Annotated in this window: 19 protein-coding genes; 3 read left to right on the top strand and 16 right to left on the bottom strand. The window is 68.1% G+C overall.

What is annotated here, in order from left to right; translation table 11 throughout:
- Positions 1 to 30: 30 nt before the first annotated feature.
- Together LC407_RS07675 and pip are read right to left on the bottom strand one after the other, a co-directional pair.
- Positions 31 to 330, bottom strand: coding sequence for a hypothetical protein (locus LC407_RS07675; RefSeq protein WP_025874438.1), 300 nt, complete (start codon positions 328 to 330; stop codon positions 31 to 33).
- 265 nt (positions 331 to 595) lie between these two features.
- Entirely contained in the window at positions 596 to 1,543 is a 948-nt protein-coding gene (gene pip, locus LC407_RS07670; RefSeq protein ID WP_223482551.1) for a prolyl aminopeptidase, read from the bottom strand.
- A 148-nt stretch (positions 1,544 to 1,691) separates the two neighbouring features.
- On the opposite strand from pip, the gene LC407_RS07665 reads away from it, so the two are divergent.
- The gene (locus LC407_RS07665; protein ID WP_223482550.1) at positions 1,692 to 2,363 is read left to right on the top strand and encodes a TraX family protein; all 672 of its coding nucleotides are present in this window, start codon (positions 1,692 to 1,694) and stop codon (positions 2,361 to 2,363) included.
- Between the two features lie 10 nt (positions 2,364 to 2,373).
- Here LC407_RS07665 and LC407_RS20890 read toward each other — a convergent pair whose 3' ends face one another.
- The 5 genes from LC407_RS20890 to LC407_RS07640 form a co-directional block, all read right to left on the bottom strand.
- A complete protein-coding gene (locus tag LC407_RS20890) occupies positions 2,374 to 3,729 on the bottom strand; it encodes an AMP-binding protein (protein ID WP_223482549.1) in 1,356 nt (451 codons plus the stop codon).
- Positions 3,726 to 4,307, bottom strand: a complete 582-nt coding sequence (locus LC407_RS07655) for a hypothetical protein (protein ID WP_164279953.1) — start codon at positions 4,305 to 4,307, stop codon at positions 3,726 to 3,728. The genes LC407_RS20890 and LC407_RS07655 overlap by 4 nt, the downstream gene beginning before the upstream one ends.
- A 77-nt stretch (positions 4,308 to 4,384) precedes the next feature.
- Complete coding sequence (locus tag LC407_RS07650) at positions 4,385 to 6,184, bottom strand: hypothetical protein (RefSeq protein ID WP_223482548.1); 1,800 nt, start codon at positions 6,182 to 6,184, stop codon at positions 4,385 to 4,387.
- Positions 6,181 to 7,158, bottom strand: coding sequence for a hypothetical protein (locus LC407_RS07645; protein ID WP_223482547.1), 978 nt, complete (start codon positions 7,156 to 7,158; stop codon positions 6,181 to 6,183). The genes LC407_RS07650 and LC407_RS07645 overlap by 4 nt, the downstream gene beginning before the upstream one ends.
- A 2-nt stretch (positions 7,159 to 7,160) precedes the next feature.
- Entirely contained in the window at positions 7,161 to 8,741 is a 1,581-nt protein-coding gene (locus tag LC407_RS07640) for an AAA family ATPase (protein WP_223482546.1), read from the bottom strand.
- A 117-nt stretch (positions 8,742 to 8,858) separates the two neighbouring features.
- Here LC407_RS07640 and LC407_RS07635 point away from each other — a divergent pair, with 117 nt between their 5' ends.
- Complete coding sequence (locus LC407_RS07635; protein ID WP_223482545.1) at positions 8,859 to 9,971, top strand: crosslink repair DNA glycosylase YcaQ family protein; 1,113 nt, start codon at positions 8,859 to 8,861, stop codon at positions 9,969 to 9,971.
- Positions 9,972 to 10,049: 78 nt separating this feature from the next.
- Positions 10,050 to 10,841 carry an exodeoxyribonuclease III gene (xth, locus tag LC407_RS07630; protein ID WP_223482544.1) on the top strand — a complete coding sequence of 264 codons (792 nt, stop codon included), beginning with the start codon at positions 10,050 to 10,052 and terminating at the stop codon, positions 10,839 to 10,841.
- On the opposite strand, the gene LC407_RS07625 is transcribed toward xth, so the two are convergent.
- The 9 genes from LC407_RS07625 to paoA form a co-directional block, all read right to left on the bottom strand.
- Positions 10,838 to 12,556 (bottom strand): PAS domain S-box protein, encoded by a 1,719-nt coding sequence (locus tag LC407_RS07625; protein ID WP_223482543.1) that lies wholly within the window; start codon positions 12,554 to 12,556, stop codon positions 10,838 to 10,840. The genes xth and LC407_RS07625 overlap by 4 nt on opposite strands.
- 70 nt (positions 12,557 to 12,626) lie before the next feature.
- Positions 12,627 to 12,821: a hypothetical protein gene (locus tag LC407_RS07620; RefSeq protein ID WP_025874451.1), complete on the bottom strand. Its 195-nt coding sequence runs from the start codon at positions 12,819 to 12,821 to the stop codon at positions 12,627 to 12,629.
- The gene (locus tag LC407_RS07615; RefSeq protein ID WP_033831185.1) at positions 12,818 to 13,453 is read right to left on the bottom strand and encodes a DNA-3-methyladenine glycosylase; all 636 of its coding nucleotides are present in this window, start codon (positions 13,451 to 13,453) and stop codon (positions 12,818 to 12,820) included. Before LC407_RS07615 ends, LC407_RS07620 begins: the two co-directional genes overlap by 4 nt.
- Before the next feature lie 70 nt (positions 13,454 to 13,523).
- Positions 13,524 to 14,474, bottom strand: a complete 951-nt coding sequence (locus tag LC407_RS07610; protein ID WP_025874453.1) for a cation diffusion facilitator family transporter — start codon at positions 14,472 to 14,474, stop codon at positions 13,524 to 13,526.
- A 117-nt stretch (positions 14,475 to 14,591) separates the two neighbouring features.
- Complete coding sequence (locus tag LC407_RS07605; protein ID WP_032951669.1) at positions 14,592 to 15,188, bottom strand: NTP transferase domain-containing protein; 597 nt, start codon at positions 15,186 to 15,188, stop codon at positions 14,592 to 14,594.
- Positions 15,185 to 16,177 (bottom strand): XdhC/CoxI family protein, encoded by a 993-nt coding sequence (locus LC407_RS07600; protein WP_223482542.1) that lies wholly within the window; start codon positions 16,175 to 16,177, stop codon positions 15,185 to 15,187. Before LC407_RS07600 ends, LC407_RS07605 begins: the two co-directional genes overlap by 4 nt.
- Complete coding sequence (paoC, locus tag LC407_RS07595; protein WP_223482541.1) at positions 16,174 to 18,375, bottom strand: aldehyde oxidoreductase molybdenum-binding subunit PaoC; 2,202 nt, start codon at positions 18,373 to 18,375, stop codon at positions 16,174 to 16,176. The genes LC407_RS07600 and paoC overlap by 4 nt, the downstream gene beginning before the upstream one ends.
- Complete coding sequence (locus LC407_RS07590) at positions 18,372 to 19,328, bottom strand: xanthine dehydrogenase family protein subunit M (RefSeq protein ID WP_223482540.1); 957 nt, start codon at positions 19,326 to 19,328, stop codon at positions 18,372 to 18,374. The genes paoC and LC407_RS07590 overlap by 4 nt, the downstream gene beginning before the upstream one ends.
- Positions 19,325 to 19,969: an aldehyde dehydrogenase iron-sulfur subunit PaoA gene (paoA, locus tag LC407_RS07585; protein WP_032974655.1), complete on the bottom strand. Its 645-nt coding sequence runs from the start codon at positions 19,967 to 19,969 to the stop codon at positions 19,325 to 19,327. The genes LC407_RS07590 and paoA overlap by 4 nt, the downstream gene beginning before the upstream one ends.
- Positions 19,970 to 20,017 lie beyond the last annotated feature (48 nt).

The following is a 20,017-nucleotide window of genomic DNA, read 5'->3' as shown; positions in this document are numbered from 1 at the left end:
GAGCCAGCGCGTGGAGCGGAAGGGGTGGTATCAGGCGTGGCGCATGGCCAGCACCGACGGCGACCAGGGCTGCATGCGCAAGCGTTGGCTGCCGCCGATGCACAGCGGCTTCATCGCATCGCGCAGCGGGTAGGGCAGGTGGCGCAGCACGTTGATGCGCTCGCTGATCGGCAGCAGCGACAGTGCGTCGGCCACCACCCGTGGCGAGCCGAGGGCCAGCGAACGGGCGAACAGGACAGGGCCGTGCTGCAGCAGCAGGCTGCGCAGGGCGGAAACATCGCGCTCACCGATCAGGCGGCGCACGGTGATGTAGAGAATCTTGTAGGACATGGGATTCCTCCGGGCAGGCGCTGCCCGGGGCTCCCATCGCTTACACGGACAGGAACCGGCCGTCAGTCGCCAGCAGTGAACAAGTAGGCAGGCAGGGGCGCGCGTTGCGCCCGGCAGGGTCGGGATCCATCTGCGTCTCCGCGTGGGGCGGCCAGTCACTGGCCAGTGGCGCTATTGTCCGCGCTCGTATTCAGCAGGCCTAGAGGCCCGTGGGTTAGCCCGGCTATACCTTGGTATAGAAAAAGGGGCCGTTGGCCCCTTTTGTTCAGTTGTGGTCCGCGAAAGCGTCGGTGGCCCGCACCAGGGCATCGGTCGTGGCCGCTTCGTTGGCGCTGTGGCCGGCGATGACCATCTCCAGTCGGGCTTCCGGCCACGCCTGTGCCAGGTCCCAGGCACTGCGCGGCGGACAGATGATGTCGTAGCGCCCCTGCACGATGACCCCCGGCAGATGGCGGATGCGATCGATGTCGCGCAGCAGCTGGCCGTGCTCGAGGAAAGTGTTGTGACGGAAGTAGTGGGCCTCGATGCGTGCCTTGGCCAGCGTATCGAGCGGATCGGTAGCGGACACCGCGTCGACGTCGTGCAGCAGCGTGGCGGCATTGTCTTCCCAGCCCAGCCACGCCTGTGCCGCGGCGATGCGGATGGCTTCGTCGGCGTGGTCCAGGCGTTTCCAGTACGCGTCGAGCATGTTGCCGCGCTCGCTTTCCGGAATGTGCGCCTGGTAGCGATCCCAGCGCTCCGGGAAGATCCAGCGCGCACCGCCGTTGAGCTCGGCGAACCAGCGGTTCTCTTCCTCGCGACCCAGGAATACGCCGCGCACGATCAGCCCGGTGGCGCGGTCGGGATGCGCCTGTGCATAGGCCAGCGACAGGGTCGAACCCCAGGAGCCGCCGTAGACCAGCCAGCGCTCGATGCCCAGGTGTTGGCGGACCTTCTCGATGTCGGCCACCAGATGCTGCGTGGTGTTGTCGCGCAGCTCGCCGAAGGGCGTGGAGCGGCCGCTGCCGCGCTGATCGATCAGCACGATGCGGTAGCGCCTGGGGTCGAAGAAACGGCGATGGGTGGGCGAGATGCCAGCGCCCGGGCCGCCATGCAGGTACACCACCGGAATGCCATCGGGCGTGCCGCACTCCTCGACATGCAGGGTGTGCAGTGCATCCACGGGCAGCGTGTGTTCGCGGTACGGGGTAATCGGCGGGTACAGCGTGCGCATGGCGGTGCCTCACAAGCAGGGAGTACAAGGATAGCGGGGCACATCGACCAGCGTCATCCGCCCCAGGTTCAAGTATTCTTTGCGTTCAAGGGGTAATTCCGTCGAGGCCCGGCGATATCGACCCTGCAGGACGCAGAGGATGAATGGCATGAGCGCGCAGGACGTCGCTGCACGATACCCCCCGGCGCGCAGCGCCCTCGGCAGCGGCGCCCGCGAGCTGCTGAAGTGGCTCGCGCTGCTGTCGATGACCGGCGATCATGTCGCCAAAGTGGTTTTCGGCGGCTATGTACCGGTGGTCAGCGAGCTGGGGCGCATCGCCTTCCCGCTGTTCGCACTGGTGATGGCCTGCAACCTGGCACAGCCAGGGGCGGATCTGGGCAAGTCGATACGGCGCCTGTCCGCATGGGGCCTGGTTGCGCAACCCCTGCATATGCTGGCCTTCGGCCACTGGTTGCCGCTGAACATCCTGTTGACCTTCGGCCTGGCCGCTGTAGCCGTGCACGCGCTGGCCAACAACCGGCAGCTGTTGCTGCTGGTGGCGGGTGGGCTGCTGCCGTTCTTCGTCGACTATCAATGGGCCGGGGTGGCATTGGTGATGCTGGGCTGGATCGCATTCCGCCACCGGGCCTACTGGCTGCTGGCGTTCGGATTCGGTGGGCTGTGCTGGGTCAATGGCAATGGATGGGCATTGCTGGCCATCCCGCTGGCGCTGGCGGCCGCGCGCGTGCAGTGGCGGCTGCCACGATGGCGCTGGGCGTTCTACGTCTACTACGTGGCGCACCTAGCGGTGCTGGCCGCCTATGCGCACTGGCTGCGCTGACGCAGGGCACTCATCGCGGCGGCGAACTGCTCCCGGCTACGTCGCTGGAGTACTGCAGGACCTTGTCTTCGCGCTGCAGCGCAATGACATCCACCGGCTGTCCTCGCAACACCGCGCGCAGGCAGCGGATCGCCTCGGCGGAGTAGCCCAGCTCTGCAGGTGGCAACGACAATGCAACGCGGCCATCGCTGTGCTGATGCACCACGTATCGTGACAGCGGCAGCGCAGCCAGCGCATGGGTCAGGTCGATGTTGTTGATCCACTGCTGGTCGGCGGTCAGATAGCGTACCGGACGTCGCCCCTGCAGGCCGACGATCATCGGCGTATCGCCGGCGATGGCCAGCGCGCCGCGGTCGCCGGTGCGGTAGCGCAGCAGCGGCAGGCAGAAATTGAATCCGCCGCTGAGCGTGATCTCACCGACCTCCCCGGGCGGCAACGGCGCCCCGTCAGCACCGAGAATTTCCACATACATGCGCGGCTGCAGCAGTACATGGCCGCCGGCAGCATCGTCATACACGGCCAGCGGGCCCGCCTCGTTCATCGAATACAGATCGAGCACCGCGCAGCCAAAGCGCGCGGCCAGGGCCTGGCGCAGGCCCGGAGACAGCGCCATCGATACCGACAGCAGCGCCTGCGGCCGGTGCCGTACGGGCAATTCCAGCAGCGCTGCGAAGGAAATCGGATCGCCGGCGATCACTTCCGGCTGCATCTGGTCGATGTAGCGCGCGCGGTCCTCAGGATGGCGCCAGTCATCGGGATGCAGGTTGATCTTGGCCAGGCCGGATTCGTCCATCGTCGGTGTCACCGAAACATAGGTGAAGCACCGCTGCTGCATGCCCAGCAACATCACCCCCATCTGGCCGCGGCCGTGCGCCAGGGTGATGCCGAAGCGCTGCAAGGCGCGCTTGTGATGGGCCAGATAGCGTGCCGCCACCACCGGATGCGATGGCAGTACCAGTGGATGGCCGGTGGTGCCGGTGGTGCGGAAATTGATCATCCGCTCCAGCGGTACCGGGTCTGGCACGAAACGGGCGATGTCCGCTGCGAGGTCGCCACGGTGGACCGGTGCAATGTCGGTGAAGGCGGCTGGCATCGCCTGCGCGCGGTAATACGGCACCTGCGCAAATACCTCGGTCACATGCGCCTGCAGCCACGGTGGCGGTTGGTCTGGCGTCCACTCGAAGCGCGCGCAGGCGATCTCCCGTTCGTAGCCACGCAACGCCGTCACCTCATCGGCAAGCAGACGGTTGCCGCTGGCATTGCGGAAGATCGGCGCCGCCGGGTGCTCGCGCATCTGCTGCAGCATCGCCAGGCCCGCCGCGCTCAGCGTGGGATAGCGATCGGCATCGGTAGGCTCGCGGCTCACTCGCGGGTCCACTTGTCCGCAGACTCTTCGGCCGCCTTGCGCGCCAAGGCCTCGCGGATCGCACGTGCGCGCTCTTCAGTAGCGCGGCTGGCATCGAGCAGACGCTGCCGTTCCACGCCGCTGACCCGGGCCAGGCGATCGGTCGCCTGGGCCGCTGTTTCACCCTGCGGCAGCAGGCCCAGCCGGGCCACCACGGTGCGCACCAGTTCTTCGCGGCGCTCCGGATCGAACACGAACCGGTCTGCGCTGGTACTGGCCGCCAGCGCCGGGACTGCTTCGGCGAACAGGGGCATCCACGCCTCCGGGGCGATAGCCAGTGCATTCCAGTACGCATCTGCCATCAGCCATGCGGTCACCGCTGAAAGCGAGAGCTGGTTTGCATCCACGCCGGCCAGATCACCCGACAGCGTTGCCCGCAGTGCAGGGGGCAGGTGCAGAGAGCGTGCGGCAAACACATCGCCCACCACCGCCGCGACGTGCAGCCGACCGCTGCCGGCGCGGCGGGGTGGCTCGAGGAAATCGGGCGGCATGTCCAGCAGGCGCCGCAGCAGAACGTCAAGGGAGGGGCCGGAGAGCATGGTCAGGTTCCAGACTTGGCATATACCTGGGTGGAAGGGCAATCGTCAGAGGTGCGCGGGCGCAAGGCAGAGCACGATCATCGCTGCACCCGCATGCCGCCAGGGCCGTAGTGCTGCTGGCTGAAGGCGCGCGCGAACTGCAGCAGGTCGGCCATGTCGCGCACCACATGGATGTTCCATCCCGCGTCGCGTGCGCGCAGCAGATCGCCGGTCCATCCCGCGCTGCCGGCATCGGCGATGCGGGACGGCAGCGGGCTGAACAGGTTCAGCGCCATGGTGCCGCCACCGCCGGCCACACGCAGCGCTCTGGCGGCCACGTCCCAGCCGCTGTTGCCGCGCTCATCCTTGTCGAACATCGTGGTGATGCCGTCGTCGGAGATGTGCAGGATATGCACCGCCCGTGCATGCGGTGGACGCTCGGCATAGGTGTCACGCAACCGGTGGATCGGAAACGCGGTGGCGCCACCGAAATAGCCGGTAAGCACCTTGAGGATGTCGTCTTCCGAACGCACGAAGCCATCGGTGTGCAGGTACTGCCCGGTACCACTCCACAGCGTGGCCTGCACGCGTGCACCCACGCGCAGCGCCGACAGCGCGATGATGGCGCCGGCCAGGGTCAGGAACGAGGTCCATGCCTGCGGGTTGGGCATCGAACCGGAACTGTCAACGTACAGATCCAGGTCCACCGGTTCGGCAGCGGGTTCACGGCCGGGTGCCAGCCCGTGCACACGCTGTACCGTCGTCAGCCCGGGAATCACATGGGGTGAATACAGCACCGATTGCAGCCAGTCCACTGCGTCCAGTGCATCGCCGGCTTCCCAGGGCTGCAGCCCCTCCGGCAGCGGCTCCAGGGCCTGCGGCTGCGGCCGCGACGGATAGCGGATCAGGTGTGGCAGCGCGCGCTCGCGGTAGTAACGCACGGCGATCTGATGGTCATCCAGGTCCAGGCCGGCCGCGCGCAGGATCTGCCCGTACTCGAACGGCTCGCGCATCTGTCCTGGCGGGTGCGCGGGGTCCCCAGCGAGCGCATCCGCAGGCAGATCGCTCTTCTGCTGTGCGTCGCCGCTGCGCTCATCGCCAGTGATGCGTGGGTCGGATGCAGGGTGCGGCGCCGACGCCAACTCGTCGTCCTCCAGCTGCCCCAGGCCGACCGGTTGGCTTCCCTGGCCGGCGTGCCGGGTATCCATCAGGGCATCCACCCGCGCATCCTGCTGTGATTCCAGCAGCCAGGGCAGCAGCAGCGTGGCGAAGCGGCCAGCGCCGATCATCCAGTCGCTGGCGTAGACGCGCACGACGCGTGCACCGAGCCAGGCATCGCCCTGCAATGCGCTGTCGTCGGTCGAGCCCCCCAGCGTGCCGCGCGGCTGCTGCCACAGTTCCTCGTAGATGCCCATGTACAGCTGCCAGACCGGCGAGCTGGCCTGCGCCGGTTGTGCGGCCAGGCGTCGATAGATCGCATCCATGCGCAGCCCGCTCTGGCGCTGCAGGCGATCGTTGATGAGCAGGTCGGTGTAGAGGTTGGCGACCATCGGTGCATGCGCTTCCAGCGTCGGCAGCGCACGGCGGATGCGCGCCAGCAGCCGTGCATGGTCGCTGGCGGTGGCAGGCGCCAGCACGTGGTGGCCGATCTCGTGGGCGAGGATCTCCAGCGCGTAGGGTTGCAGCTGCAGGCGCTGTACTTCTTCCAGGTCGATGACGATGCGCTGGTCGGCGAGGCGGATGGCCGCGAAGCTGCCGGTCAGGCCCTCGGCAGCCGCCTGCATGCGCGAATGGCACAGCTTCGGGTCCTGCAGCCGGGTGAAACGGCTCCATGTGGCCAGTGCCTGTGGCCAGGCCTCGCGCCAGGGCTGCAGCGGATCAGCGACCGTGGCACTCATTGGGGTGGCAACACGTGCACATGGTGCGACCACGGCGAGAACAGGGCGATGCCCGACGCGCCGGAGACCGCACACAGGTCGTCCTTGGACAACGCCGGCGCCATCCACTGCACGCCCAAGCGGGCGGTCACATCCGGCGCCGGTCCGCTGCTGCTGCCCGCTGCGTATTCGGCGGCGCTGGCAGGCAGCAGGACGGCACCGAAGGCATCGGCGAGCAGCAGGAAGTACCCGCCCGCACTTTCGACCACGAAGCCCTCGGCCGCTGCACGGACCTGTGGCGGTGCCGGAAACGCGCCGTCCAGGCCGCTGAAGCTGCCGACACGATGCCCGCGCAGGTCAACGCTACCCTGCCGCGGATTCCACCAGCGGTCCTGCTCAAGCTGGACCCGGACGGAGGCCAGATCACCCGCATCGATGCCCAGCACGGCGGCGACCCTATTCGCGGGCAGGGCATCGATACGGGCAAGGGCAGGGCGGCGCAGCTGCACCATCCCCGCCTGCCAGGCGCAGAGCGCCCCGATGTCGCGCAGTTCCGGCAAGGATGTACACCCGCCTGCATGCGCGGCCATCGCATCGATCCATTGCGCGACGCGAATGTCCGGACTGGCGCCCAGCCGCACCACCGCATTGCTGATGGTGCCGAGGGTCTCGCGCGGAGCGTCGGCCAGCAACGGGGCGAGGGCCGGGGCCAGCGAGCGCCAGGCCTGCTCGACCCACGGGAGACGCGCCTTCGGGCCGGCATGGCCCTGCGCCACCAGCTCCAGACCGATCTCGAAGGCGGCCTCGCACGTGCTCTGCGTTGCCGACGGGTGGTGGCGCTGGATGGCCTGGCAGAGGGGGTCGATGGTCTGGGTGACGAACGCGCTGAAGGCGGCCATGTCCAGGCCGGGCCAGCGGTGGCGGGCATCGGCCACGGCCTGGTTCAGCACGGAACGGCGCGCGGCCAGCAGCTCGGCGAGAACGGCGGAAACCACGATCAGCGTGCCCGCAGCCAATGCAGGTAGTTGGTGTAGCGCTGGTGCAGGTACTTCAGCTTCAGCAGGTCGTCGTACAGATGGCCGTACAGCTTGCGTCCCTTCACCCGTTCGTCCACCAGACGCTCGATGCGGGTCAGGCGCTTGCGCGTTTCCGTCTCGGTCATCCCATCCAGGCCCCGCTGGAACTGTGCCGACAGCTCGCCCACCGGATCGTCGCGATCCAGATCCAGCCGGTCATATTCGGCATTGGAGGCATCGAGCAGCCAGCGCAGCCAGCTGAGCCGATCGCTGCGATAGGGCGCATTCTCCGGCAGGGCGAAGAAGGGAGCATCAAGATCCGGTTGCAGCTTGTCGTTCAGCACGAAGGGCAGTACCTGGCGCACATCCTCCAGGGCAACGGCAGGGCTGCCGCGGAAGTACGCCATGGCCTTGGCGAACATCAGCAGGGTCATCAGGTTGCGCACCGACAGGCCGTTGCGGGTCTGGCAACCCAGGTCCTTCATGCGGTCGCGGCCGCTGTCGGCAGCGGTTGCCTGCGCCCATTCGGTGCCGGCCAGACGCACGGTGTCCTTGGTCAGGTACTCGAACTGGGCGCCGGCGGTTTCCATCAGCTCGAACTGGCTGCTGAAGAATTCGATGCGGCGGCGCACGTCCTGCGGTACGTCGACCGCGCGGATCTCCTGCAGCAGCTGGTCGCCCTCGGCCTCGCTGAAGATGATGTCACGCGGCACGACCTCTTCCGGGCGGATGTCCTGCTCGATGCGCAGCAGCATCTCTTCCAGGAACCGCGGGTTGAAAGCCAGCGCCTGCACCACCACGTCGATGCGGTCGCGCAGGGCTTCGATCACCTGGTAGGTACCGCCGCCGCGATCATCGTTGGCGGTCAGGTACCAGGCCGATTCCGGGCATTCGTAGACGTGGTTGAGGATCTCGGCGTAGTTGTCGCCCATCACCGTCAGCAGCGCGCTCTGCGTGCGGGTGGGAATGCGGTTGTATTCGTCGATGATCTTCACCCGCATGCCCAGCCACGACCGCCAGGCAATGCGGATGTCCGCCATGTCCTGCGCGGCCACCAGGTCGGCGGGCAGGGGGTTGCCGAGCAGATCGGCGATGGTCATCTGCGGGTGCCCGTGCTGCATCGCCCGGCGCACCTCGCGGACCGGATAGCCGGCCAGGACGCCCATCAGGATCGCGCTGGCGGTCTTGCCGCGCCCTGGCCCACCCACGAACAGGCACTTGCGGCGGGTGGCGAAGGTCAGCAGCGGCAGCAGCACGTAACTGGAATAGCTCTGCGCCGATGGCAGGGTCAGCGGCCGCCGTGTGTCACCCACCGCGAACGAGGCGGAGGGGCCTTCGTGGTACTCGATGTCGTAGTGCGGGCTGATGATCGCGTTGTTGACGATCCAGAAGTAGGCCTGGCGCAGTTTCTCGTCCAGCCGCACGGGCGCTGCGATTGCGTCGTCCTGCAGGCGCACCGGCCCTTCGTACAGCTCGGCCACGTCGAACGTGCGCGGCGCAGTGTCGGTGCGCGGGTTGGTCGGCGCCTGCGACAGGCGCTGGAACAGGTTGAACGGTGGCACGCGATTCCCTTGGCTGTGGCCTGCTGGGGAGATTGTAAGCGGCGGGCCGGCGGATCCGGTGCGCCTTGCGCGGATGACGTCCTGCAGCGGGGCGGCCGGCAGTCCTACAATCGGCCCATGCCGACCTCGCCGACCCTCGATGATCTGCGCCGCTACGCCGTAGCCCGCACGCTGTTCACGCCTACCACGTTGCTGACAGCGATCCGTCGGCTGGGCTTCGTGCAGGCCGACCCCATCCGTGCGCCCGCACGCGCCCAGGACCTGACCCTGCGGCACCGGGTGAAGGGCTACCGGGCCGGGGACCTGGAGCGCCGCTACAGCCGACTGCCGATCGAGGAAGACTTCCTCGTCAACTACGGCTTCCTGCCGCGCGAACACCTGTCCCTGATGCATCCCCGGGTGTCCCGCAGGCCATGGGATGCGAGCACGCGGCGCAAGGCGGCCGACGTGCTGGCGTTCGTGCAGGAGCGGGGGGCGGTGCATCCGCGCGAAGTCGACCAGGCGTTCGCGCATGGCCGGGTGACCAACTACTGGGGCGGCACCAGCAACGCCAGCACCCACCTGCTGGACGGCATGCACTATCGCGGCATGCTGCGCATCCATCGTCGTGACAGCGGTACCCGCATCTATGCCGTTGCGACACATGCCCCGGCCGATGGCGGCAAGGCTGCACGCCTGCAGCGTGCTACCGCACTGATCGATCTGGTGGTGCACAAGTACGCGCCGTTGCCTTCGGCGAGCCTCACCTATCTGGCGCGGCTTCTGGGCTATGGCGCACCGCATCTGGCGGAGGAGATCCAGCAGGCACTGCGGTTGGCGCGCGAGCAGCTGGCGGGCTGCAGCATCGATGGAACCACCTGGTACTGGCCGGCCGACGAGAACCCCCGTTCGCGGCGCTACCAGACCGATGAACAGGTGCGGCTGCTCGCGCCGTTCGATCCGGTGGCCTGGGATCGGCGACGGTTCGAACTGTTCTGGGGCTGGGTGTACCGGTTCGAGGCCTACACCCCGGCGGCCAAGCGTCGCTTCGGCTACTACGCGCTGCCGCTGTTGTGGCGCGACCAGGTGATCGGCTGGGCCAATGTCGCGGCGAAGGATGGGCAGCTGCAGCCCAGCTTCGGTTACGTCGATGGCAGCGCACCAAGGGACGTGGCATTCAGCAATGCGCTGGAGGACGAGCTGGAGCGGATGGCGAACTTCCTGCCAGGGGCGGGCCCGGCAACGCCGTGAACCTGCGTGCGGCGTCCTCCACGCTGCCTGCATGCCGCCTCGCCAATACTGCAGACCCGCCGCTCGGGTACTTCCGCAATGGCTCGCCGCAAGACACTGCGCATTGCCACGTTCAACGTCAACGGCATCGGCACGCGCTTGCCGCATCTGCTGTCCTGGTTGCGGCGTGAAGCGCCCGACGTGGTGGCACTGCAGGAGCTGAAGGCGGTCGATGCCGCTTTTCCGGTCGACGCGCTGGAGCGGGCAGGGTATGGCGCACTGTGGCTGGGCGAGGCGCGCTGGAACGGGGTGGCGATACTGGCCCGCGATGCCATGCCGATCGAAAGCCGGCGTCGCCTGCCCGGCGAACCGGCCGATACGCAGAGCCGGTACCTGGAAGCTGCCGTCCATGGCGTTGTGGTTGCGGCGCTGTACCTGCCCAACGGCAATCCCCAGCCGGGGCCGAAGTTCGACTACAAGCTGCGATGGATGCAGCGGCTGATCCGCCATGCGCGCACCCTGGTCGATCTTCCGCACCCGGCACTGCTGCTGGGGGATTTCAATGTCATTCCAGACGACGAGGATGTGTACGACCCGGCCTCGTGGCGGCGCGATGCGCTCATGCAGCCGGAGGTCCGCGATGCCTTCCAGCAGCTGCTGGCGCAGGGGTGGACCGACGCCCTGCGCACGGTTCATGGCGACCAGCGCATCTACACCTTCTGGGACTATTTCCGCCAGCACGCCGAACGCGATCGCGGCCTGCGCATCGATCATCTGCTGCTGAACCCGGTACTGGCCAAAGGGCTTGAGGATGCCGGTGTCGATCGTTGGGTGCGGCTGCAGGAGAAGGCCAGCGATCATGCCCCTGTGTGGGTCACCGTTACCCGCTAGTCGGCGCTGCCCGGCGGACGCATCTCGCGACGTACCCGGGCCCGCGTGCGATACAGCCGGCTGTCGGCCTTGTGGATGGTGTCGGCCACGGGTTCGCCGGGGACGTTGACGGCGGCGCCCATCGAGAACGCGGTGGGAGCACGCGCGGCGTTGCCCGCATACCAGGCTTCCAGCGCAGCCAGCCGCCCGGCCGCCGGTTCGATCAGCGCCACCAGGAACTCGTCGCCGCCCAACCGCACTGCCGCCTCATTGGCCCGCAGCGGCGCGCGCAGGAAGTCGGCGAACTCGACCAGCACCGTGTCACCACGACGGTGCCCCAGGGTGTCGTTGACCTGTTTGAAGTGATCCAGGTCGAACACCAGGCAGGCCCACGACCGCGAGGCGACGTCGTCGAGCCGATGCAGGTACCGGCGGTTGTGGCATTGGGTCAGCGGATCCTTCAGCGACAGTTCGCGCAAGCGCTCTTCCTGCAGGCGCAGCGCGGTCACGTCCTGGGCGTGGCCGAGCACGAACGGGGGATGGGTCTCGGTGTCCAGTACGTTGTTGTAGGCCCAGTAGCGGCGGGTGCCATCGGCGGCGAGCAGCTCGATCACGCCTGCGTCGGTATGGTTGGCTTCGATGCGCCGCAGGTAGGCCTTGAACGCCTCGCGCTTTTCCGGCGGCATCAGGTCGCACAGGCTGCGGCCAACCATCTCGCTTTCCGGGTAGCCCAGCGACTGCACGGCTGCCGGATTCACCGATGTCACGGTGCCGTCCAGCGTGTGCGTGCAGATCAGGCCCAGGCTGTAGTGGAAGAGACGGCGATAACGCACCTCGCTGGCTTCCAGCGCGTCCACCACCGCGCGTTCTTCGGTGATGTCCTGGATGGCACCGACCAGCCGTGGCAGGCCCTCCACCTGTTGCCGGGTGCCCACCACGCGGGTCCAGATGCTGCGGCCATCGGCGGTGGTCATCGGCAGCTGCACTTCCCAGGGCGTGCCATGTTCGGTGCAGCGCTGCACCGCCGCCTGGATGATGCTGCGGCTGTCCGGACGATAGAACGACAGGGCCGATTCGAATGTTGGCTGGTAGCTGGAACGCACGCCGTGGATCTGCTTGGTCTCGCGTGTCCAGCGCACTTCGCGGGTGGCCAGCTCCAGCTCCCAGCCGCCGACCTTGGCGGCGGTGTTGGTACGTTCCAGGAAGTCCTCGCTGCGCTTGAGATCGCGATGCAGCGCCTGTGCCTGGTCGATCTGCCGCAACAGCGCACTGCGCTGCTCCAGCACCTGGGTGGTAACCCGGCCAAGATGGACCATCAGCTCACGTTGCGACGGTGACAGCACGCCAGGCAGGGTGTCGAGCAGGCACAGCGTGCCGATGCGCGCGCCATGGGCAGTGGCCAGAGGGATGCCGGCATAGTGGCGCACCCTGGGCCCGGCGGTGACCAGCGGGTTGTGGGCGAAGCGCGGATCCTGCCGCGCATCCGGAATCTCCAGCAGCGCGTCCTGTTCGATGGCGTAGGTACAGAACGAGATGGAGCGCGGCGTTTCGCTGACGTCGCCCAAGCCGATGCTGGATTTGAACCATTGCCGTTGTTCGGCAACGATGGAGACCAGGCCGATGGGCATGCCGGTGGCGGCGCGCGCGGCGGCGACGATGGCATCGAACACCGGCTCGGGCGGCGTATCGAGCACGCCCAGCCGTTCGATTTCGCGAAGTCGGGTGGCCTCATCCATGGCTGTCCACGCTAGTACCCGGTCTGTTAGCGCCCTGCGTACGGCAGTGATGCCGTCGTGATGCGCCTGCTCATGGCTGTTGCAGGGACGCCTGCAGGGCGCTGGCCAACGCGGCGTCACCGGAGACGAGGTCTTCCCAGCGCAGTTCCAGGCCTTTCCGCCGCCCCTTCTCGACCAGCTTCAGTCCGCTCGGGTCCAGGGTCAGCGTATAGGCCTGGCCGGCGATGGTCAGTTCACGGCGCAGCGGTTTGTCGAGAGGTGTCATCGGGGGCTCCTTCGCGTTGAGGCGCGGGCAGGGCGCACTGAAACGTGACGATGATCGCGAACATGCCAGCGCCAAGGAAAATCCACTGCCCGGGTGATGCCGATGCGTGGGCCTACCACCGGATCGTCGGGGGGCCGCGTGCCGTCATCCACGAGGGTGATGCCGTGGCTGGCGGTGACCAGATCGGCGCCGTCAACGCGCCGGTCCAGGCCGAACGCCTGCGACAGTTTGCCGGGACCGCTGGCGAGGTCGTGATCGTGGCGGGCAGCTGGCCGCAGCGGGTACATCCGTTCCTGTCCGGCCACCGGCTCTGCCGCGCGCAGCAGTACCGCAACACCCTCGCCGACCTCGCCGCAGACCACATTGCTGCCCCAGTGCATGCCGTAGGTGAAATACACATACAGGTGCCCGGCCTCGCCAAACATGCTGGCGTTGCGTGCGGTCCTGCCACGATACGAATGGGCAGCCGGATCCTCACTGCCGGCGTAGGCTTCGACTTCGACGATACGCGCTGCACGGCCGTCGCTGCGCACCAGCAGCTTGTTGAGCAGGTCCGGTGCAACCACCGTCGACGGGCGCCGGTAGAAGGTGCGGGGTATCGGTATCCAGGTATCCGGCAGCCAATCCATCATGTTGCGGCAGTGCTCGCTTCCCAAGCCTGCTTCAGTGTGGCGTGCAGCGGGTGAAGCCGCCGCCATTGATTCACTCCGGGTCAGCCAGCGCCGCGCGCCGTCTGGCGAAGACTTCCGGCGTCTGCGGTTTCACGAACAGCGCCACCAGTTCCGGGAACTCCTGCTTCACCGCACCCTCGATGCGGGTGATGCAGGCTTCGATCTGCGGGGTGGTGCGGTCGTCCTCGAATTCGGCGCTGAGCATGGCCACCACCTGTTCCGGGCCCATCTGCATGGTGGTCACGCCATTGGCACGGCGCAGGTCCGGATCGGTCACGGCCACCGCCATGATGCGTTGGGCAACGGCCGGGTGGGCAGGCTCGCCCACCAGCAGGCCCTTGGTTTCCCGCGCCAGCAGGAACGCGGTCAGCGCCAGCACGCCGGCAATGCACAACGAGGCGACCCCATCCAGTACCGGCATTTCCAGCAGCTGCGCGGCCAGCAGCCCGACGAGGGCAAAGCCGAGGCCGAGCAGGGCGGCGCTGTCCTCCAGCAACACGGTGAAGGTGGAGGGGTCCTTGCTGCGGCGGAACGCCTCGAAATAGCCCAGCGTGCCCTTGCTGCGCCGGAACTCGCGCAGTGCAACCCACCAGGAGGCGCCTTCGAACAGGATGGAAATACCCAGCACGCTGTAGCTGATGGCGTGGTTGGTGGCCGGTTCCGGCTGGCGGATGTGCTGGATGCCCTCATAGGCCGACACACCGGCGCCGGCGGCAAAGACCAGCAGGGCGACGATGAAGCTCCAGAAGTACAGCTCGCGACCGTAGCCGAACGGGTGCAGGGTGTCAGGAGCCTTTTCGGCACGGCGCAGACCGTACAGCAGCAGCACCTCGTTGAGGGTATCGACCAGCGAATGCACGCCTTCGCTGAGCATCGCGGAGCTGCCGGACAGGCCGGCGGCGATGAACTTGGCAACGGCGATGGCGAGGTTGCCGGCCAGCGCGGCGTAGATGACAAGGCGGGAGCCTGAGGGTGCGGCCATGTGCGGGAATGCTGGCAGGTAGCGGGCGCACCATCCTGCGCGGCGGAACGTCCGCGCAGCGTGTATGCCGAGCGCCCGCGCAGCGCGGCCGGGCCAGTTCAACTGTCGCCGCCGCCCTCAGGCGGACGCAGGATCCAGCCAGCCGAGCGCGCGCGCGCGGCGCAGGTCCTCGGGCGTATCGATATCGCAGTCCAGACCGGCGCCGGAGCAGCGCGCAATGCCTTCGGTCTGCCGCAGCCGCCGGCCAAATCCCCCGTCTGCAGGTTGCAGTCCTGTTCCGGCAAACCAGCTGCCCGGCACCACCGCCGGCACACCGATGGTGTCGCCCAGTACCGTGGCCGCGCAGCCGGACGGTGCAGCGGCTGCCGCGCCCAGCAGCGCGCGCAGGTGCTCCACGCGCAGCGTCGGTTGATCGCAGATCATCACCAGCACCCTGGCGGCGCTGTGCACGTGGGGAGCGGCCAGCGCCAGGCTGCCGCCGATGCCGAGCCCAGGGTTGGGATTGTGCAGCCGCTGTGCCGGCAGGCCGTGCAGTTCTTCTTCGAAGCGTGGGTGCTGGGGCAGTACCACCACCAGCGTGTCCGGCAAGGTTTCCAGCGCCAGCCGCACGCTGCGTCGCAACAGCGTCTCTCCGCCCGCACGCAGCAGCTGCTTGGGCTGCCCCAGGCGCTGGCTGCACCCGGCTGCGAGCACCACGGCCGCATGCCCGGTCATGGCGTGGCCAGGGGCGTTCCGTGCCGCCATGCCTGCAGCTGCGCGGCAATGCTCAAGGCAATCGCTTCGGGACCACGTCCGCCCAGGGGCAGGCCGATCGGTGAGCGCAGGCGCGGTTCCAGCGCGCGGCGCGTGTGGCTATCCAGCACGCTGAAAAGGTCGTCCTTGCGACGGCGTGGCCCCAACAGCCCGATGAAGGGTACGCGCGAGCCTGCCAGCCGTTCGAGCGCGTCACGGTCGAGCTCGAAATTGTGATGCATCACGAGTGCGGCATCGGCCGCGCCGGCGGCAGCTGAAGAAGAATACGAACCAGCGGCAAGGGGCAGGTGCTCGCGCCAGCGGGGTCGCGGTTCCTCAACATGCGCGCACCAGCCCAGATGGTCCAGCAGGGGCAGCAGAAGCGCCGCCTCCGGGCCTGCTCCGTGCACGTGCACGACAGGCGACCGGTGCCACTGCAGCCGCCAGCGGTGGCTGCCGTCCAGCGGCTGCGGGGCGGCCGGGGGCACCGTGCGGGTGAAGGTGAAGCCGGCGCAGCGGGCGTCCAGCCGTCCGTCGGCCTGCAGTGCCAGGTGCAGCGTGTGCGGCCCTTGCAGCCACGCATCGAGAAGCTGTTCGATGCCGCCGAGCTGCGGCAATGGAAGCAGTGCCATCCACTGGCGACCCCGGCATCCGGTGGCATTGCCGGAGAACAGCGCAGCGTCGTCTCGGTTGTCGATCTCCATCCATGCGATGCGCCCGGCATCCACCGCGTTGGCGGCCTGTCGCGCCAGCTCCGGTTCCAGGCAGCCGCCACTCAGCCAGCCCACCTGTCGACCCGGTTCGAACAGCGCACAGGTGCCCGCGCGGCTGTAGCTGGACCCTTCCGTCTGCAGCACCACTGCCAACGCAGCCGCGCGGCCGGTACGCGCCGCGTCGGCGGCGGCCTGCAGCACGGGGCGCGGGTTGCCGCCGTCCAGATCTAACGGGGCAGGGTGGAGCGCACTGGTCATGCGATGTCCGGCAGGCCGGCGAGCAGCTTGTCCAGGGTCAGTGGATAGTCGCGCACGCGGATTCCGGTCGCGTTGTACACCGCGTTGGCCACTGCCGCGCTTACGCCGCACAGGCCCAGCTCGCCAACGCCCTTGGCCTTCATCGGCGACGACACCGCATCGCTTTCATCGAGGAACACCACCTCCTGGTGCGGCACGTCGGCATGCACGGGTACTTCGTAGCCGGCCAGGTCATGATTGACGAAGAACCCCAGCCGCCGATCCACCACCAGTTCCTCCGACAGCGCTGCGCCGATGCCCATCGTCATCGCGCCAATCACCTGGCTGCGCGCGGTCTTCGGGTTGAGGATGCGGCCGGCTGCGCACACGGCCAGCATGCGGCGGATCCGGCTTTCGCCCGAGGCCACATCCACGCCCACCTCGACGAAATGCGCGGCGAAGGTGGACTGCTGGTACTTCTCCTGCAGCGTGTCGAACTCGATGCTGTCTTCGGCCACCAGCTCGCCGGCCTGAGCGGCATCGGCAAGGGCGCGGCTGCGTCCCCCTGCGGTCACCTTGCCGGCTTCGAACTGCGCTGCCGCCGGGTCCATTCCCAGCGCCTGCGCGACCTTCGTACGCAGTGCCATGCATGCGGCGTAGACGCCTGCGGTGGAGCTGTTGGCGCCCCACTGGCCACCGGAGCCGGCAGCCACGGGATAACGGGAATCGCCCAGCTTGACCGTGACCTGCTGCAACGGAACGCCGAGCATTTCCGCGGCCGTCTGGCCGATGATGGTGTAGCTGCCGGTGCCGATGTCGGTCATGTCGGTTTCCACGGTGACCTGGCCATCAGCGGCCAGGCGCACGCGTGCGCCGGATTTCATCACCAGGTTGTTGCGGAAGCCTGCCGCCACGCCCATGCCGACCAGCCAGCGTCCATCGCGCACGGCGCCCGGGGTGGCGCTGCGCCGCTGCCAGCCGAACCGTTCGGCGCCCGTGCGCAGGCACTGCACCAGCTGCCGCTGTGAAAAGGGGCGCTCGGGATTGGACGGGTCGACCTGGGTGTCGTTGCGGATACGGAATTCGATCGGATCCAGGCCGAGCTTGATGGCCATTTCGTCCATGGCGATTTCCAGCGCCATCAGTCCCGGCGTTTCGCCCGGCGCGCGCATGGCATTGCCTTCGGGCAGGTCGAGGGTGGCAAGGCGCAGTGCGGCCAAGCGGTTGGGCCCCGCATACAGCAAGCGGGTCTGCTGCACCGCTTCCTCCGGCGAGCCCCCTGGCAGGTTGCCCGACCATGATTCGTGACCGATGGCGGTCAGGCTTCCTTCCGGCGTTGCGCCCAGCCGGATGCGCTGCAGCGTGGCCGGGCGGTGCGTGGTGTTGTTGGCGATCAGCGGCCGCTGCAGGGCCACTTTCACCGGCCGCTTGGCAGCGCGTGCGGCGAGCGCAGCCAGCAGCGCATCGGAGCGCAGGAACAGCTTTCCGCCAAAGCCGCCGCCGATGTAGGGCGACACCAGCCGCACCTTGTCCTTGGCGATGCCCAGTGTGCGGGCCAGATCGGTGCGGCCCCAGTCGATCATCTGGTTGGAGGTCCACACCGTCAGCTGGTCGCCTTCCCAGGCGGCCATCGTCGCGTGCGGCTCCATCATTGCGTGCGACTGGTCCGGGGTGTGGTAGGTCGCATCGAGCGTAACCGCCGCCTGGCTGAAGGCCTTCTCGAAATCGCCGACGCGCGCATCGGGCTCCGGCGTCTGCAGGGAAGCGCCTGCCTGCTTGGCCTCCGCCAGATCGAAGTGGCCGCGCTGCGGGGCATAGCGGATGCGGATCTGTCCGGCCGCAGCCCGGGCCTGTTCGAACGTTTCGGCCACCACCACCGCCAGTGCCTGGTGATAGTGGTGCACCTTCGGACCACCCAGCAGCGGCGCGGCGTTGCGCTTGACCGGATGCAGCGGCCCGGCGGTGTCGGCGGTGACGATGGCCAGAACGCCGGGCGAGCGCCGCGCTGCGTCCAGCTCCATGCGGGTCACGGTGCCGGTGGCGATGCCCGCGCCGACCACCACGCCATAGGCGGGGGCGGACGGGGTGGCGTCATGCCATTCGTGTGCGTAGGTGGCCTTGCCGGTGACCTTCAACGGGCCGTCGATGCGATCGTGCGGCTTGCCGACGACGGTCTGCGCATCGATCGGATTGCGGCCTGCGGGGGTGTCGAATTTCATGCCTCGGCCCTCACGTCCTGCAGGATGGAAGCCAATGTGCGTTCGGCCAGCGCCAGTTTGAAGGCGTTCTGTGCGGTGGGCGCAGCACCCTGCAGCAGCACCGACATCACGGCGGCGGCGCCCTGCGGCAGGGCCGCATCGGCCGCAGCGCTGTGCCACGGCTTGTGCGCGACACCGCCAAGGGCGATCCGGCCGCTGCCATCGGGCCGCAGGATCGCCGCCACCGACACCAGGGCGAACGCATACGATGCGCGGTCGCGCACCTTGCGGTACACGTGCACGCCACCCGGGGGCGGCGGCAGGACTACGGCGGCGATCAGCTCGCCCTTGTCCAGCACGGTGTCGATATGCGGCGTACGGCCAGGAGCGCGATACAGGGCGTCCAGCGCGATGTTCCGGCGCGATCCGTCGGCGCGGACGGTCTCCACCGATGCATCCAGCGCCATCATCGCCACCGCCATGTCGCTGGGGTGGGTGGCGATGCAGTGCTCGCTGGCACCGATCACGGCCAATTGCCGGCTGAAACCTTCGCGCGCGCCACAGCCACTGCCGGGCAGCCGCTTGTTGCAGGGCTGTGCGGTGTCGTAGAAATAGGGGCAGCGGGTGCGTTGCAGCAGGTTGCCGGCGGTGGTGGCCTTGTTGCGCAGTTGACCCGATGCGCCGGACACCAGTGCGCGGGTCAGCACCGCATAGTCGCGCCGGATGCGCCGGTCGGCCGCCAGATCGGTATTGCGTACCAGCGCGCCGACGCGCAGGCCTCCCTGGCTGGTGGGCTCGATGGTGTCCAGGTCCAGCCCGTTGACGTCGATCAGGTGGGCGGGCGTCTCGATCTCCAGTTTCATCAGGTCCAGCAGGTTGGTGCCGCCGGCAATGAACCGAGCGCCCTGGGTACGCGCCGCTGCCGCTGCCGCCTCGGCGGGAGAGCGGGCGCGCTCGTAGCTGAAAGCTCTCATGCGCTGGCCTCCCCGACGTCCTGGATGGCCTCGATGATGTTGGAATAGGCGCCGCACCGGCAGATGTTGCCGCTCATGCGCTCGCGCAGTTCTTCGGCGGTGAAGGCGCTGGGCGCGTCCAACGCGGCGCTGACGTGGCTCGGTATGCCGGCCTTGATTTCCTGCAGCACGGCGACGGCCGAGCAGATCTGCCCCGGGGTGCAGTAGCCGCACTGGAAACCGTCATGCTTGACGAAGGCCGCCTGCATCGCGTGCAGCCGGTCTGGCGTGCCGAGGCCTTCGATGGTGGTGATCTTCGCGCCCTGGTGCATCACCGCCAGGGTCAGGCAGGCATTGATGCGCCGGCCGTCCACCAGCACCGTGCAGGCACCGCACTGGCCGTGGTCGCAGCCCTTCTTGCTGCCGGTCAGGTGCAGGTGCTCACGCAGGGCGTCGAGCAGGGTGACGCGGGTGTCCAGCCGCAGCGATCGCGCTGTTCCGTTGACCTCGAAGTCCACCTGCATCAGTTCCGGTGCCCGTGCACCGGTCCGGTCCGGCTCCGCCGCAGCGACCACGGCAGGCAGGGCCATGGTGGTGGCCGATCCCGCGCTCAACTTCAGCAGTTCCCGGCGCGAAAGGGGAAGGTGTGACGGTGGGCTCATCGTGGCTCCTCGCTGGCTGCGGCAGGCTGGCTGGCGGTTTCAATGCCG

Source organism: Stenotrophomonas sp. OVS01A, from assembly GCF_019969775.1.
GTDB classification, from domain to species: domain Bacteria; phylum Pseudomonadota; class Gammaproteobacteria; order Xanthomonadales; family Xanthomonadaceae; genus Stenotrophomonas; species Stenotrophomonas indicatrix.
The sequence above is the reverse complement of the archived record's forward strand: the minus strand, read 5'-3'. Positions and strand labels throughout refer to the sequence as shown.